This is a genomic window from Micromonospora sp. NPDC005686 (assembly GCF_042871665.1).
Taxonomy (GTDB): Bacteria; Actinomycetota; Actinomycetes; order Mycobacteriales; family Micromonosporaceae; genus Micromonospora.
Window position 1 is genome coordinate 609792 of record NZ_JBIAIY010000003.1, and the last position, 15948, is coordinate 625739.

General features: G+C 74.8%; 13 protein-coding genes. 8 read left to right on the forward strand and 5 right to left on the reverse strand.

The features are described from left to right. Positions 1 to 127 precede the first annotated feature (127 nt). The 6 genes from ACFYON_RS09955 to ACFYON_RS09980 all read left to right on the forward strand — a co-directional run bounded on the left by ACFYON_RS09955 (position 128) and on the right by ACFYON_RS09980 (position 5023). Entirely contained in the window at positions 128 to 1078 is a 951-nt protein-coding gene (locus ACFYON_RS09955; RefSeq protein ID WP_354863492.1) for an LpqB family beta-propeller domain-containing protein, read from the forward strand. 107 nt (positions 1079 to 1185) lie between these two features. Then, on the forward strand, positions 1186 to 1962 hold the full coding sequence (locus tag ACFYON_RS09960; RefSeq protein ID WP_354863490.1) for a class I SAM-dependent methyltransferase: 777 nt from the start codon (positions 1186 to 1188) through the stop codon (positions 1960 to 1962). 55 nt (positions 1963 to 2017) lie between these two features. Continuing rightward, positions 2018 to 3019, forward strand: a complete 1002-nt coding sequence (locus tag ACFYON_RS09965) for a hypothetical protein (protein ID WP_073828530.1) — start codon at positions 2018 to 2020, stop codon at positions 3017 to 3019. Next, positions 3016 to 3669 carry a hypothetical protein gene (locus ACFYON_RS09970; protein WP_354863488.1) on the forward strand — a complete coding sequence of 218 codons (654 nt, stop codon included), beginning with the start codon at positions 3016 to 3018 and terminating at the stop codon, positions 3667 to 3669. The genes ACFYON_RS09965 and ACFYON_RS09970 overlap by 4 nt, the downstream gene beginning before the upstream one ends. A gap of 15 nt (positions 3670 to 3684) precedes the next feature. Beyond that, entirely contained in the window at positions 3685 to 4587 is a 903-nt protein-coding gene (locus tag ACFYON_RS09975; protein WP_354863487.1) for an inositol monophosphatase family protein, read from the forward strand. Positions 4588 to 4612: 25 nt separating this feature from the next. Beyond that, positions 4613 to 5023 (forward strand): VOC family protein, encoded by a 411-nt coding sequence (locus ACFYON_RS09980; RefSeq protein WP_354863485.1) that lies wholly within the window; start codon positions 4613 to 4615, stop codon positions 5021 to 5023. A gap of 16 nt (positions 5024 to 5039) precedes the next feature. Here ACFYON_RS09980 and ACFYON_RS09985 read toward each other — a convergent pair whose 3' ends face one another. Further along, on the reverse strand, positions 5040 to 5810 hold the full coding sequence (locus ACFYON_RS09985) for an NAD(P)H-binding protein (RefSeq protein ID WP_354863483.1): 771 nt from the start codon (positions 5808 to 5810) through the stop codon (positions 5040 to 5042). Between the two features lie 139 nt (positions 5811 to 5949). Between ACFYON_RS09985 and sigJ the strand changes: the two genes are divergently transcribed. After that, entirely contained in the window at positions 5950 to 6816 is an 867-nt protein-coding gene (gene sigJ, locus ACFYON_RS09990) for an RNA polymerase sigma factor SigJ (RefSeq protein ID WP_354863481.1), read from the forward strand. A 12-nt stretch (positions 6817 to 6828) separates the two neighbouring features. On the opposite strand, the gene ACFYON_RS09995 is transcribed toward sigJ, so the two are convergent. Genes ACFYON_RS09995 through ACFYON_RS10005 form a run of 3 tightly spaced genes read right to left on the reverse strand, consistent with a single transcriptional unit; the run spans position 6829 to position 9351 of the window. Further along, positions 6829 to 7728 (reverse strand): GNAT family N-acetyltransferase, encoded by a 900-nt coding sequence (locus ACFYON_RS09995; RefSeq protein WP_354863479.1) that lies wholly within the window; start codon positions 7726 to 7728, stop codon positions 6829 to 6831. A gap of 56 nt (positions 7729 to 7784) precedes the next feature. Beyond that, positions 7785 to 8108 (reverse strand): nuclear transport factor 2 family protein, encoded by a 324-nt coding sequence (locus ACFYON_RS10000; RefSeq protein ID WP_354863478.1) that lies wholly within the window; start codon positions 8106 to 8108, stop codon positions 7785 to 7787. 10 nt (positions 8109 to 8118) lie between these two features. Continuing rightward, the gene (locus ACFYON_RS10005; protein WP_354863477.1) at positions 8119 to 9351 is read right to left on the reverse strand and encodes an SLC13 family permease; all 1233 of its coding nucleotides are present in this window, start codon (positions 9349 to 9351) and stop codon (positions 8119 to 8121) included. Between the two features lie 108 nt (positions 9352 to 9459). On the opposite strand from ACFYON_RS10005, the gene ACFYON_RS10010 reads away from it, so the two are divergent. Continuing rightward, positions 9460 to 15234, forward strand: coding sequence for a TIR domain-containing protein (locus ACFYON_RS10010; protein ID WP_354863476.1), 5775 nt, complete (start codon positions 9460 to 9462; stop codon positions 15232 to 15234). On the opposite strand, the gene ACFYON_RS10015 is transcribed toward ACFYON_RS10010, so the two are convergent. Then, entirely contained in the window at positions 15231 to 15875 is a 645-nt protein-coding gene (locus tag ACFYON_RS10015; protein ID WP_354863475.1) for a GNAT family N-acetyltransferase, read from the reverse strand. The two genes, ACFYON_RS10010 and ACFYON_RS10015, sit on opposite strands and share 4 nt — an antisense overlap. Between the last annotated feature and the right edge of the window lie 73 nt (positions 15876 to 15948).

Below are 15948 nucleotides of genomic sequence, written 5' to 3' on the forward strand. Positions count from 1 at the left end.
CGCCGCTCTCACCGGCGGTGATGGACGAGCAACCGAACGTGAAGGAGCCGCTCGTCCGATTCCGGTCGATCGATCCACTCGCGAGGGTGAGGGCCACGTCTCTCACGGGGGTTGTCGAATGACAGCAATGAATCGTCGTGCCCTGCTGCGTACCGCCGCGCTGACCGGGGTCGCGGCCGCGACCGGGCTGGCCGCCACGTCCACCGCCGGGGCCGCCGCGCCCGCCGCCGAGGCGGTCAACGGGCCGTGGCTGGTCAGCGTCGGCTGGGGCGTGCTCCAGATCGACCCGGGCCACACCACTCCACGGGAGCTGCTGCCGAACGGGGACCACGCCAAGACCTCGCCGGACGGCCGGTACGTGGCCTGGGTCAACACGGCCCGCTCGGGCGACGGCTCGCTGGAGCCGTTCGTGGCGGTGTACGACCGGACCACCGGCCAGAAGCGCACGCTGCTCGCCGACCCGTTCGGCGTCCACTACGGCGCGCCGACCTGGTCGCCGGACGGCACCGAGATCGCCCTGGTCACCGGGGAGAACAACGACCGGCTGATCGCTGTCGACGTCGCGACCGGCGCCACCCGCGTGCTGATCCAGGGGCACCCCATGGCCGACCCGGACTGGTCCCGGGACGGCTCCATGATCGCCCTGCGGTGGCACAGCCGTTCGGAGGGCCCGCAACTGCGCGTGCTCGAACTGGCGACCGGCACGGCGCGGCGGCTCTACACGCCCGGTGCGCCGGGCGAGCTCTTCGGCTCGCCGGTCTTCATGCCCGACTCCGGGCGCGTGGTGTTCCGCACCGACCGCTGGTATCCCGACCTGGATTCCAGCAACCACTCGCTGGCGTCGGTGCGGATCGGGGGCACCGGCCTGAAGAGGCTCACCGGCGAACCCCGGTTCTACCTGTCGCCGGTGTTCTCCCCGGACGGCCGGTACTGCGCCGCGCTGTCGGTCCCGCCGGAGAACCAGTACCCCGACGGCGGCAACATCATCGTGTCCACCAGCGGCTTCGGCGAGCAGTGGTGGATCCCCGGCGACGAGTACGACGACAGCACCCGGCTGGACTGGGCGCGCGCGCTCTGACGCCCGCCCCACGCCCGGCGGTGCGGATGTGCGCACCGCCGGGCGCGACCGGTGCGAGGCTTGGTGCGGACGCCGCCGGCGGGGCCGGTGTCCGCTGTGGAGGGATGATGGCCGAGCCGCCGACCGGGACGTCGTCGCACCGTGCGCTGGCGCACGGCCGGCACGCCAACCACCGCCGGTACCACGACGGCGCGGAGGTCGACGGGTACGTCGACGACCCGTACCACCGGGTGCGCCGCGCCGTCGCGGCCCGGCTGATGGCCGAGGGGGTCACCGGCGGCGGGCCGGTGCTGGAACTGGGCTGCGGGCCGCGCGGCATGCTCGACCCGGACGCGCTGCCCGGCCCGCTCGTGCTCGCCGACATGGCCGAGGCGGCGCTGGGCACGGCCCGCGCGGTGACCGGCGGCCGGGCGCTGCCGGTCTGCCTGGACGCCACCCGCGGGCTGCCCTTCCGCGCCGGCAGCTTCGCCGGGCTGCTCGCCGGGGAGCTGATCGAGCACGTGTACGACCCCCTGGCGCTGCTGCGGGAGTGTCACCGGGTGCTGGCGCCGGACGGGCTGCTGGTGCTCACCACCCCGAATCTGGCGCCGGTGCAGGACCGGCTGGCGTTCCTCGCCGGCCGGGCGCCGCGCCAGGTGGACCCGCTGCACCCCTATCTGTGGCTGCACATCCGCCCGTTCACCGCCTCGCTGCTGCGCCGGACGCTGCGCCGGGCCGGGTTCACGCCGGTGGCCCTGCGCTCCAACGAGGTCGGCTGGCGGCTGCCCGGCGGCCGGTGGGTGACCTCGCGCCGGCTCGCCCGCGCCGCGCCCGGGCTCGGCGGCTCCCTGATCTGCGCCGCCCGCCGGCAGGGCGGGGCGCCGCCGGCCGGAAACAGGGTGTGATGGTGACATTGACAGCGGGCTATCATGGAGGTTCCGTCGTCGACCGGGGGATGTCATGACGCGCCTGCTCGCCTGGGTCGTGACCAATCTCGACGCGTTCATCGGCCTGGTGCTGGCGCTCACGGTGTCCGTGCTCGGCCTGACCAACGCGGTCGACCAGGAGGTCGTCAACAGCGCGATCCTGCTGGTCCTGGGTCTGCTCGCACAGGCGATGCTGCGCGACCGGCTGCGCCGGCGCACCACCGAGCGGGAGGTCCGCCAGGTCATCTCGGACACCCGCGACCGGCTGACCGACCTGGTGCCGCAGATGCAGGAGATCACCGGCCCGGAAGGCGCGCTGAACCGGGCCCGCGAGGCCATCGACAGCGTGTCCATGGTGCGTGTCCTGCACGGCAGCGAGGTCGGGCAGGCGCTCGCCGACGCGCGCCGGCACACCGACCAGTGGAGCTTCAAGGGCGGCACCGGCACCTTCCTGCGCGCGGTCACGCTGCCGGACTGTCTGGAACACGCCCGGCGGCGCAACGCCACGCTCACCGTCGCGATCGAGATCATCGACCCGACCGACGAGGAGGTCTGCGAGCGGTACGCGCGGTTCCGGCGCAGCCTCGACCCGGACGCGCCGGGCGAGCCGTGGACCGTCGACCGCACCCGCAAGGAGTCCTACGCGACGGTGCTGGCCGCCTGCTGGCACCTGCAACGCTCCGGCCTGCTCACCGTCGACGTCCGGCTCTCCGCGCAGATGACCACGTTCCGCTACGACCTCTCCTCCTCCTGCGTCGTCATCACCCAGGAGAACCCGCAGACGCCCGCGCTGCGCATCGACCGCGGCGAGGTCTACTACAACCGCTTCAACATCGAGCTGGACTACAGCCGCCGGCAGAGCCGGCGCGTGCCGATCGAGGCCGCGGCCCAGGTCAAGCTCGACGACGAACCGTCGGTCGAGCAGGTACGGCGGTTGTTCGCCGCGCTCGGCCTGACGCTGCCCCGCTCCTTCGGCGACCGCGAGGTGGCCGACATCATCGGCAAAGCCGTCCAGGCGAGGAATCCGTACTCATGACCAGTTACACCGACCTCGAACGGGAGATCGACCGGGGCACCCGGCCGGAGCTCCTACGCGGCTGGGTGCTGGACGTGCTCGACGACGTCGCCGAGGGGCGGCGCCCGCTGCGCGCGGTCCGGCATCCGCTCGGCTTCACCTGCCTGCCGGTGGAACGCGACGGCCCCGACGGCGTCTGCGTGCACGCCTGGCCCGCCGGCCCGCCGCAGGTGCGCCCGACCACCTCCACCATGCACTCGCACAGCTGGGACCTGCTCAGCCACGTGCTGCACGGCACCGTCCGCAACGAGCTGATCGAGGTCGACGACGCGCCCGCCGACCCGTCCTGGCGGGTGTACGAGGTGCGCAGCCTCGGCGAGGTGGACGAGATGGCCGCGACCGACCGGCTGGTCACCGCGATGACCGCCACTGTGGAGACGCACTCGGCCGGCGACTCGTACGCGCTGCGCGCCGGCGGCTTCCACACCTCGGAGGTCGACGCCGGTGAGCCGGCGGTGACAGTGGCGCTCGGCCGGACCACTCCCGGCGCGTGCGACCTGAGCCTCGGCGCGGTGGACGGGCGCAGCCACCGGGTACGCCGGGACCGATGCGACGCGGCGGAGACCGCGCGGATGGCGCGGGCGATCGCGCGACTTGTGGCACGGGGCTGACTGGCTGGAGGAGCCATGGACGTGGAGCCGAGCAGAGGCGGGCCCGACCTGCGCGAGGCGCACCGGTTCGCGGTGGAGGCCGCCCAGGCGGCGGGCCGGCTGCTGCGCCGGGGCACCCGGGGGGACGTGCACGCCCGGGCCAAGAACGACACCGGCGACCTGGTCACCGACCTCGACCTGGCGGCCGAGCGGCTGATCGTCGACCGGATCCGGGCCCGCTGGCCGGAGCACGGCGTGATCGCCGAGGAGGGCGGCGAGTACGCCCCGGACAACGCCTTCGCGTGGCTTGTCGACCCGCTCGACGGCACCAACAACGTGGCGATCGGGCTGCCCGCGTACGTGGTCGGGATCGCCCTGTGCGACAACGGCTCGCCGGTGCTCGGCGTGGTCCACGACCCGGTCGCCGGCCGTACCTGGTCGGCGGTGCGGGGCCGGGGCGCGTTCGTGCACACCTCCGGCGTGGCCGGGCGGCCGCTGCGCGCCGTGCACCGCCCGGTGCCGCCCGCGCCGGTGCTGGCCTGGACCCAGGGGCACGAGGTACGCCGGGACGACAGCACCGCCCGGGCGCTGAAGGTGGTGCTCGACACGACTGCCCGCCGGGTGCTGCAACTGTGGGCGCCGCTGCTGTCCTGGGTGATGCTGGCCCGCGGCGACATCGACGGCATCGTCGGCTACCGGCCCGAGGCGGTCGACCTGCCCGCCGGGATGCTGCTCGCCGTCGAAGCCGGCATGGCGGTACGCGCGCTCGACGGCGGCACGTTCGACGACAGGTACGGCTGCCCGGCGGACCAGCGCAGTTTCGTGGCGGGGCCGCCGGAGACCATCGACCGGCTGGTCAAGCTGGTCACCGCGGCACAGTGGATCGAGCCGCAGGTGCGCCGCCTCACCCCGGTCAGCCTCGGCTCGGTCGGCTGGTGAGGCGCGATCCGCTAGCCTCGGCCGGATGGCCGCCAGACAACTCAAGGTGGGGCTCCGGGTCCGCGACCTGGACCGCTCCCACCGGCTCTACCTCCGGCTCGGCTTCAAGCAGATCCCGCAGCCCGACCAGCCGAACCTGCGTTACCTGACGTTCGGCCACACCTGGCTGATCCTGGCCGACCTGCACCGTCACGGCCACCACGACGCCGAGCGGGAACGCGAGGTGAAGGCCGGGCCGCCGGGGCTCGGTGTGGTGCTCACAGTGCCCACTGCCGACCTGGACGCCACGTACGCGCTGTGGCGCGACGAGGGGCTGCCGGTCACGCTCGAACCCGAGGACGTGGGCTGGGCGCGGATTTTCTACGGCCTCGACCCGGACGGCTACGAGGTCATGTTCGAGCAGTTCCCTCCGGCGTCGCGCTCCGCCGACGCCTGACGGGCGTCGCGGCGGGTCAGGGCCTTGGCGGCGTCTGGGCGGCCAGGAAATCCGCCCAGGTCCGCACGCCTGTCGTGGCGCCCGGCCGGGCCAGGTTCGCGCCGTCCCGGCACGCCCGGCCGGCCCGCCCGGGGATGCGCACCGGCAGCCGGGCCCGGCGTTTCCCGGTGGCCGTCAGGTAGCCGGTCAGCAGATCGCCGATGCCGTACGTGTCCGGCCCGGCCAGGTCCGGCACCAGCCCGGCGGGCGCGCCGAGCGTCAGCTCGGCCAGCCGGGCCGCCACCTCGGCGGCGTCGACCGGCTGCAACCGCAGGCCGCCCGGCACCGGCGCAACCGGCAGCCGGGTCATCGCCGTCAGCATGGTCAGCACCAGGTCGTGCGCCTGCGCGGCGCGCAGCACCGTCCACGGGACGCCGGAGTCCGCCACCGCGCGTTCGGCGTCGAGCTTGGACCGCATCCAGGCCAGCGGCACCCGGTCGGCGCCGGTCACCGAGATGTGCACCAGATGCGTCGCCCCGGCCCGGCGTGCGGCCCGGACCAGGTGGGCGGCGGCCCGGTCGTCGCCCTTCGCGCCGCCGGCCAGGTGCAGCACCGTGCGCACCCCGCGCAGGGCGGGGCCGAGGTCGGCGCCGCTGAGCAGGTCGGCGGTCACGTGGGTGACGCCGTCGCCGGCCCGCCCGCCGCGTCGGCTGAGCACCCGCACGGGGTGCCCGGCGGCGCGCAGCAGCGGTACGACGTGCCGGCCGATCGTGCCGGTGCCGCCGGTGACCAGGATGTGTGGGTTCATCGTCTTCCCCTCCGTCGCCTGTGCTGCCACGTCGACCCGCGGCGGCCCGCCGACGTGACAGATGTGACAGCGGTCACCTCCGGTCACATCCGCGGGCCGTGGCGGGTCGAGACGACGTGCGGGAGGGGAGGCTCAGGTGATGGACCACGGGCTGGCGGAGCGGTTCGAGCGGGAGCGGCCGCGGCTGCGCGCGGTGGCCTACCGGCTGCTCGGCTCGCTCACCGACGCCGAGGACGCCGTGCAGGAGACCTGGCTGCGGCTGGCCCGCACCGACCCGGCCACAGTGGACAACCCGGACGCGTGGCTGACCACTGTGGTCGCCCGGGTCAGCCTGAACACGCTGCGGTCCCGCGCCGCCCGCCGGGAGGACCCGCTGGACGTCCGCCTGCCCGACCCGGTGGTGGACACCGGCGCCGACGACCCGGCGCACGCCGCGGTCCTCGCCGACTCGGTGGGGCTGGCGCTGCTCGTGGTGCTGGACACGCTGAGCCCGGCCGAGCGGCTCGCGTTCGTGCTGCACGACATGTTCGGGGTGCCGTTCGACGAGATCGGCCCGCTCGTCGACCGCTCACCGGCGGCGGCCCGGCAGCTCGCCAGCCGGGCCCGCCGCCGGGTACGCGGACAGGCGCCCGCGCCGGACCCGGACCTGGCCCGCCAGCGGGCGGTGGTCGACGCCTTCCTCGCCGCCGCCCGCGACGGTGACCTCGACGCCCTGGTGGCGGTGCTGCACCCGGACGTGGTGCTGCGTTCCGACGCCGGCAGCGCCCGTGCCCGGCACACCGTCGTGCTCACCGGCGCGACGGTGGTGGCAGCGCAGGCCACCACGTTCGGCCGGCTGTTCCCGCACGCCCGCCCGGTGCTCGTCAACGGCGCCGCCGGGGTGCTGGTGAGCGCCGGGAACCGCCCGCTGTCGGTGATGGCGTTCACCGTCATCGGCGGACGGATCGCCGCCGTGGACGTGATCGCCGACCCGCGCCGGCTGGCCGCGCTCGGTCTCGCCGGCTGACCCGGAGCTGCTTCAGTCGACCAGAACCAGGTTGGCCATGTCGACCACCGGCCGGAAACCCAGCCCGGCGTAGAGCCGGTTCGACACCGGGTTGGCCTGGTCGGTGAACAGGCACACGCGCGCGCCCTCGGCGGTGAGCAGCCGGCACACCTCGGCTACCGCGTTGCCGGCCCAGCCGCGGCCGCGCTGCTCGGGTGGCGTGTAGACCGGTCCGACACGGGCCACGCCGTACGACGGCGGGTTGGCGGCGGTCAGGTGCACCGGGACGCCCGACCCGTCGGTCCAGAACCAGACCCGGCCGTCCCGGATGCGGCGCAGCAACTCGGCGCGGTCGGGCGTCTCGTGTGCGCTGGCGCCGCGCGGGCGGCCCGCCTGCTCGTCGGCGTCGGCCATGAACGCGGCGAACCACGCGGCGACCAGGTCGACCTCGTCCGGCCCGGCGGCCCGCAACGCGCCCGGCACCGGCGCGGGCGGCGTGAGGTGGTCGAGCACGTGCAGCCGGGTGTGCTGGGCGACCTCGACCCGGCCGCCGTCGAGACGGGCGACCTCCTCGGCGCAGGCGCGCGCGGCGGGCAACGCGCCGTTGACCGCGCGGATCCGTTCGCCGCGCCGGTGCCACGCACGGGCCAGCGCCACGGCGGCCTCCGGCGGCATCGGCAGCAGGAACGGCGGTCGCGGCGGGAACGGCGCGGTACGCATCGCGGCGCCCACCACCGCCCCGGAGCCGTCGCGCACCACCAGCCACCAGTCGTCCTCGGGCAGCGCGACGCCCTCGGCGCGGCGGGCCGCCATCCGGCGCGTGACGCTGGCGACGACGGTGTTGATCACCGGGTCGGCGGCCAGGTACGCCTCGGCGGCGGCGAGGAACTCGTCCGGGTCGGCGTAGAAGTGCAGGGTGGGCGTGGCGGTCATGCGGGCACGGTAGTCACTGCCAGCGGCCGGGTCGTAGCGGTTTTCCCGCCCTCGGGTCAGGGGGCGATGCGCAGCCGGCGGATGTGGGTGTCGTCGTACTCCTCGAACCGGAACCGCAGCCCCGCGAACGGGCTGCCGGGGAAGTCGCCGCTGATCGTGGCCGTCACCACCGTGCCGGCCGGCGTCTGCTCGACGTCGGTGATCTCGTACGACACCAGCGGCGTGCGGCTGCGCCAGGCGCGGATCTCCGCGATCCCGCGGTGGGTGCGGCCCTCGTCCTCGACCACCGCGTCGTCGGCGAACAGCGCCAGGTAGGGCTCCTTGTCGGCCTGGCCGGCGAGCGCGAAGTAGCGGCGGACGATCTCGGGCGGATTGCTCATGGTCGCGATGCTAGGCGCCGGGACCGACAAGAAGAGCCGTGACGGTGGCGGCGGTGGCCAGCACGGCGAGCACGGCGCTGGTCGCCACGAACCGGCCCAGCGGCACGCCCACCCCGGCGGCCCGGCAGCGCTCGTACCAGATCAGTGTCGCCAGCGACGCCCACGGCGTGGCCAGCGGACCCACGTTCGTGCCGATCAGCAACGCCAGCAACTGGGTGTGCCGGTCGGTCGCGATCACCGCCTCGCCGGCCAGGTACGCGGGCAGGTTGTTCACCACGTTGCTGAACAGCGCGCCGACCGCGCCCGCCCGCAGCGCGCCCTCCGCGCCCGGGTCGGTGCCGATGAGCGTGCCCATCACGGTGTCCAGGCCGAACCGGCCGATGGTCTGCACCACCAGGAACAGCCCGGTCACGAACACCAGCAGCCGCCACGGCACCAGCGCGAGCCGCAGCCGGTGCCGGGCCCGGACCGCGAAGCCCGCGACGAGGATCGCGGCGGCCACCCCGGAGGCGATGCCGATCTCCACCCCGGCGAGGATCCCGGCCACGAACAGCACGCAGGCGGCGAGCGCCGTGCGGTACAGCGCCCGGTCCGGCGGCACGTACGGCGGCGGCGGGTCGAACGGGTCGGCACCGGCGCGCGCCGGACGCCAGTACCACCACCACAGCAGCAGCGCGGTCACCGCGACGGCGACGAGCTGCGGCCACCACATCCGGGCCGCCCAGGGCACCGGGTCCAGGTCGACCCGGTCACTGGCCAGGATGTTCGTCAGGTTGGACACCGGCAGCAGCAGGCTCGCCGTGTTCGCCAGCCACACGGTGGTCATCGCCAGCGGTGTCGGCGGCACGTTCAGCGCCCGGGCCAGCGCGATCATCACCGGCGTGAGCAGGACCGCCGTGGTGTCCAGGTTGAGCGCGATCGTGGTCACCGAGGCGAAGCCGACGCAGAGCCAGAACAGGGCCCGGAAGCTGCCCCGCGCGGTCACCGCGACCCGGGTCGCGAGCGCGTCGAACACCCCGGCCACAGCGGTCAGCTCGGCCAGCACCACCACCGTGCCGAGGAAGATCAGGATGGGGACGATCCGCCGCATGGTCGCTTCGGCGTCGGCGCGGGGCAGCAGCCCGGTGAGCACGCACACCAGCCCGACCACGGCCAGCCCGATCGCGATCCAGTCCAGCACGTGCAGACGGCCCCAGCGGGAACGGTCGGGCACGGCGTTCGGCGGATCGCCCGGGGTCTCCACGAGTGACGATCCTCGCACACGGCGGCGCGGGCGCAGGAGCCCGACGCGGTCGCGATCCGGGCTGCCGAGGGTGTCGATCTGTTGACCGTCGGTGGCCATAATGACCATGTGGCTGTAGGCGCGCACCCCACCCGGTCCGACCGCCCCATCGACTTCTTCATCAGTTACTCCCCGGCCGACGAACGCTGGGCGACGTGGCTGGCGTGGGAGTTCGAGGCGGCCGGCTACCGCACGCTGCTGCAGGCGTGGGACTTCGTGGCCGGCACCAACTTCATCGACTTCATGGACCGTGGCGTCCGTGAGGCCGAGGTGGTGGTGGCGGTGCTGTCCGAACGCTACCTGCACTCCACCTACGGCAAGCTGGAGTGGCAGGCCGCGCTGCGCGCCGACCCGGACGGCACCGGCAACAAGCTCGTCACGGTACGCGTCGAGGACTGCCCGATCGACGGGCTGCTCGCCACCATCACCTATGTGGACCTGGTCGGTGTGGACGACCCGGCGCAGGCCCGCAACCGGGTGCTCGACCGCATCCGTGAGGCGCTCGACGGCCGGGCCAAACCGATGCGGCAGCCGGCGTTCCCGCACCACCCGGCCGACCCGCACGGGGTGCTCGCCGCGCCGGCCGCCGGAGCGCCCGCGCCCCGCCGCGCCCGGCGTACCCCGATCAACCCGCCGCCGTTCCCGCCGGCCGCCGTGGCGCCGCCGACCGCCCGGGACACCGTCACAGTGCTCCAGGTCGCCGGGCCGCGCTTCGGCCGGGGCGTGATCACCCCCGGCGCGCCGGTCACCCCCGGCGAGGTGCAGGAACACCTGATGGGCGACCTCACGCTGCTGATGAACGACGGCGTGCCCCGGCCGGACCTGCTCGTCGTCGCCGGCAACCTGACCGAGTCGGGCAGCCCGCGCGAGTTCTCCGACGCGCTGAGCTTCCTCACCGGCCTGCGGGTGCTGCTCGGGCTGGAGCCGCACCGCCTCGTCGTGGTGCCCGGCCCGCGTGACGTGACCATGGCGGCCTGCCGCGCGTACTTCGCCACCTGCGAGGCCGACGACGTCGACCCGCAGCCGCCGTACTGGCCGAAGTGGCGGCACTACGCGCGCCTGTTCGACGACCTCTACCAGGGCCTCGACGACCGGATCTTCGACAGCGAGCAGCCCTGGACGCTGTTCCCGGTCCCGGACCTGCGGGTGGTGGTGGCCGGGCTGAACTCCACCATCGCCATCACCCACCGCGAGGAGGACCGGTACGGCTTCCTCGGCGAGGCGCAGTCCAGCTGGTTCGCCCAGCGGCTGCGCCACTACCAGCAGTCCGGCTGGCTGCGGCTGGGCGCGATGGCGCACGCCCCCGGGGCGCGCAGCCCGTACGCCGACGAGGTGCCGCCGGACCCGGTGTCGCTGCGCGACCGCGGCGCGGTCAACCGGCTCGTCGGCCCGATGCTCAATCTGCTGCTCTCCGACGCCGCGCCGTCGGCGCGGGTGGACCCGGTGGTGCCGCTGGCCGCGGCCCCCCGCGACGGCCGGGCGCAGGTGCTGCGGCTCGGCGGCGACGGCACGACCCGCTGGGTGCTCGGCCGCGACGACCGCCTCGACTCCGGCACGGTGACGGCGGTGAACTGGCCGAATGCCGAGGCCACATTCGGCGCGTCCGGTCCGGCCCAGGTGCCGGACCCGCGCCGCCCGGTCGCCGTCGAGGGAGCCACCCAGGGCGCGGCGGTGGCTGCCGCGCCGGTCGCCCCGGTGCAGCGCCTGCTGGACCGGCTCGCCGAGGTCTGCGAGGCCCGCTACGACCGGGTGGTGGTACGCCGCGTCGACACCGAACCGCCGCACCTGTACATCAGCTACCGCTCCGACGGCGTGGTCCGCCAGCAGCGGGTCGGCGCGCACGTGGGCACCCCCACCGCCGCCGACCTGGACGTCTTCGCCCGCCGGGTGCACGCCACCGATCCGGACATCGCCTCCGAGCTGGTCTACGACGGTGACCGGGTGCCGCGCGGACTGGCCGAGGAGGCGCAACGCCGGGGCGTCCGCGTGCTGCACCTGACCGAGTTCCAGGGCCTGCTCGACCTGCGCGAGTACGTCGCCGCGCAGACCGCCCGCCTGCAGGCCGACCGGCTCTACCCGCCCGGGCAGTACGTGCCGCAGCGCTACCGCCACCTCGTCGGCGCCGACCAGCGCGTGCGCGACGACGTGGTGGACGAGCTGCTGGAGACCGTCTCCGCCCCGGACGGCCGGTTCGTGCTGGTGCTCGGCGACTTCGGCCGCGGCAAGACGTTCGCGCTGCGCGAGGTGGCCCGGCGGCTGCCCACGGCGGCGCCCGACCTGATCCCGATCCTGGTCGAGCTGCGCGCGCTGGACAAGGCGCACTCCGTCGACGGCCTGGTCGCCGCGCACCTGGCCAACCACGGCGAGCAGGTCATCGACCTCAAGGCGTTCCGCTACATGCTGCGCCAGGGCCGCATCGTGCTGCTCTTCGACGGGTTCGACGAGCTGGTCGCCCGGGTCACCTACGACCGGGCCGCCGACCACCTGGAGACGCTGCTCCAGGCCGCCGAGGGCAACGCGAAGATCGTGGTGAGCAGCCGTACCCAGCACTTCAAGACCAACTCCCAGGTGCTGACCGCGCTCGGCGAGCGGGTCGGCCTGCTGCCGCACCGGCGCGTGCTCGCCGTGGAGGACTTCACCCCCGGGCAGATCGAGGCGTTCCTGCGCAACCGGTACGGCGGCGACGAGCGGGCCGCCCGCGAGCGGATGGACCTGCTCGCCGGCGTGAAGGACCTGCTCGGCCTCTCCCGCAATCCGCGCATGCTCGGGTTCATCGCCAACCTCGACGAGGGTCGGCTGGCCGCCGTGGCCGGGGCGGGCGGCACGTTCAGCGCCGCCGGGCTGTACCGGGAGATCCTGGAGTCCTGGCTGGACTTCGAGGAGCGTCGCACCCAGGGCATCCCGGGCGCGCCGGTGAGCCTGCGCCGGCCCGAGCTGTGGCAGGCGGTGAGTCGGCTGGCGTTCCAGCTCTGGGAGAGTGGCGAGGCCTATCTGCGCCTGGCCGAGCTGGCCGACTCCACCGGCCGGCTCGCCGGGCGGGCCGACTCGCGGCTGTCCGGCCCGCAGGCGGCGCACGCCGTCGGCGCGGGCAGCCTGCTGGTCCGCACCGATGACGGGCTGTTCGGGTTCATCCACACCTCGGTCATGGAATGGCTGGTCGCCGAGGGGGTGGCCGAGCAGCTCAACCGGGGTGAGGAACCGGCCGCGCTGGCGGTGCGGTCGCTGTCCGCGCTCGCCGTGGAGTTCCTCGGCGACCTCGCGGACCCGGCCCGCTGCACCGCGTGGACCGCCCGCGTGCTCGGCGACGAGTCGGCCGGCGAGACGCTGCGCGCCAACGCGCTGCGGCTGTCCGCCCGGCTGCGCCTGCCCGACCGGGCCGACCTGCGCGGCGCGGTGCTGCGCGGCGAGGACCTGTCGCACCGCGAACTCGCCGGCGCCGACCTGACCGGCGCCGACCTGACCGACGCGCGGCTGGTCGCCACCAACCTGACCGAGGCGCGCCTGGAACACGCCCGGCTGCGCGGCGCCCGCCTGGACCAGGCCCGCCTCGCCGGGGCGGACCTGCGCGACGCGGAGCTGGCCGGGGCGCGGCTGTTCCGTACCGACCTGCGCGGGGCCCGGGTGGCCGGCAGCAGCTGGCACCGCACCGCGCTGATCGACGTCAGCGCCGACGCGGCGCTGCTGCGCGCCCCGGAGCTGCGCGGCGCCGTCGTCGCGCCGGGCCGGCCGGTCGCGCCCGGCCTGGCCCCACCCGCCGTGGGCGTCGGCTACGGCTTCGAGGTGGGCCGGCTGCCGGTGCCGGTGGCGTACAGCCCGGACGGCGCGGTGCTCGCGGTGGGCAGCGACGACGGTGGTGTGCTGCTCTGCGACACCGCTACCGGGCTGCCGGTGCGCACGCTCCAGGGACACCGGTCCCGGGTGTACGCGGTCCGCTACGACGCCGCCTCGTACCAGCTCGTCACCGGCTCGGCCGACCTCACCGTACGGCTGTGGGACGCCGACCACGGCGACGTGCGGCACGTCATCGAGGACGTCTTCGCCGGCTGGGTGTGGCCGCTGCTCACCGACGGCCGCCGGGGCCGCCTGGTGGTCGGCGACGCCGCCGGCGTGGTGCGCCTGTACGACACCCGCGGCGCCCGGCTGCGCCACGAGTGGCCCGGCCACGCCGCGCCGATCTGGGGCACCTCGTTCAGCCCGGACGGGCGGCGGGTGGTGGTCGCCGACAGCGCCGGCACCGTACGCGGCTGGGACGTCCCCACCGGCAAGCTGGCGTTCGAGGTCCGCGAGCCGGAGGTGGTCTACCGGGTGGTGCACTCGCCGGACGGCCGGCTGCTGGCCGCCGTCGGGCAGCACGGCCGGGTCTGGGTCCGCCGGGCCGCGGACGGGGAGTTGCTGCGCGCGCCGCGCGGTCACGAGGCCGACGTGTACGCCCTGGACATCAATCCCGACGGCACGCTCATGGCCACCGGCGACACGCACGGCGCGCTTCGGCTGTGGGAGACCGAGACGGGCCGCCCGGTGCGGGTGCTCGGGCGGCAGCGAGGCGCGATCTACAGCGTCCGGTTCAACGGCGACGGCAGCCTGCTCGCCACCGCCGCCAGCGACGGCGCGATCCAGCTCTGGGACACCGACGACGGGCAGGTGCGGCACGAGCTGACCCGGCACCGCGGCTCGGTCTGGCCGGTGGTCTGGCGGCCGGACCAGAACCAGGTGGCGACCAGCAGCAACGACGGCACCACCCGGCTGTGGGACGTGCGTACCGGCCAGCTCCAGCACACGCTGCGCGGGCACGGCCGCCGGGTCACCGCGCTGTCCTTCCGCGACGACGGCGAGGTGCTCGCGGCCTGCGGCAACGACGGCGTGATCCGGCTCTGGGAGCCGCGTACGGGCCGCCTGCTGCGCCAGCTCGCCAGCCCGGCCGACCGGCTGCTGTCGGTGGTGTTCTGCCCCGAGGAGCCGCTGGTCGCCACACCCAGCGGTGACGGCGGCGTGCACCTGTGGAACACCGACACCGGTGCCGACGAGCGCGAACTCAACGTGGACACCGACCACGTCTGGGCGGTCGCGTTCAGCCCCGACGGCGACGCGCTGGCCACCGCGAACGACGACGACACGGTACGCCTGTGGTACCGCCGTACCGGCCGGCACTTCGCCACGCTCACCCCGCACCGGGGGCGCGTGCGCACCGTGGCGTTCAGCCCCGACGGCGAGACCATCGCCACCGGCTGCGACGACCAGACGGTACGGCTCTGGGACGCCGCCACCGCCACCTGCCGGCTCACCCTCGACCACCACACCGACCGGGTCTACTCGGTCTGCTTCAACAGCGAGGGCACGCTGCTCGCCAGCGCCGGCAACGACGGCACGGCCGTGGTCTGGGACGCGGTCACCGGCGAGCGGCGCCTGGTGCTCACCGAACACGACGGCCGGCTGTGGTCCTGCGCGTTCAGCCCGGACGGCAACCTGCTCGCCACCGCCGGCGACGACCTGGTGATCCGGCTCTGGGATCCGGTCACCGGCCGGCTGCACGGCACCCTGGCCGCGCACACCCGGCGCGTCTGGTCGGTGCACTTCAGCCCGGACAGCAGCCTGCTCGCCAGCGCCGGTGACGACGGCACGGTACGGCTGTGGGACGTCGCCGACCCGGAGCACGCCCAGTTGCGGACCACGCTGATCGGCCTGCCGGACGGGTGGGCGGCGGTCAGCCCGGACGGCCGGTACAAGCTGGACGGCGACCCGGGCGGCCAGTTCTGGCATGTCATCGGCACGTGCCGCTTCGAGGTCGGCGAGCTGGATCCCTACCTCACCCAGGTCCGCCGCCTCCCCGTGGACGCCCCCTTCTAGCCCTTACGCCTTTCCCGGTGATCAAGGGGCCCGGTCCAGCGGACCTCGCCGTCCTGCCACACGTCGGTGGGGGCCAGGCCACAGGCCGTGGCCACCGCCGCCGACGCGCGGTGGTCGGGATGGACGTGGGCCATGAGGGTACGCACACCGCGTCGCCCCAGCCAGCCGACCATTCCACGGGCGGCCTCGGTGGCGATACCGCGCCCCTGCCAGGGCGTCCCCACCACCCAGGCGATCTCCGCGACCGGTCCCGCGGTGGCCGGTGTCGCCTCGTCGAGGTGCCGGTGGCCGACCGCGCGCGCACCCGCCGTGGCGGTGTCCGCCGCCGTCCCGGCTGGCTCGGTGACTGTGGCCTGGACGAAGCCGGCCAGCCGGCCGTCGTCCCGGAGCTGGATCACCCAGTTGCACCACGACTCGGCCGGGTCGGGCGAGCCGGCGACCAGCCGTTCGTAGCGGGCCCGCAACGCCGCCGGGGCCGCGGGCTCGCCGCCGATGAACGTGTGCAGCGCCGGGTCGGCGAGGACGGCGGCCATCTCCTGGGCGTGCTCGACGGCCAGGGGCAGCAGGTTCAGCCGTGCGGTGGAGATCGTTTCCGGCGTGAGCCCGCCCGTCGGCGTCGGCGCGCCGGTCGATTCATCCATGATCACGCTTCCAGGAGATCGAGGACCCGGTCTCGCGGGAGCGAAACGGACCTCACGGTAACCCAGACCGCCC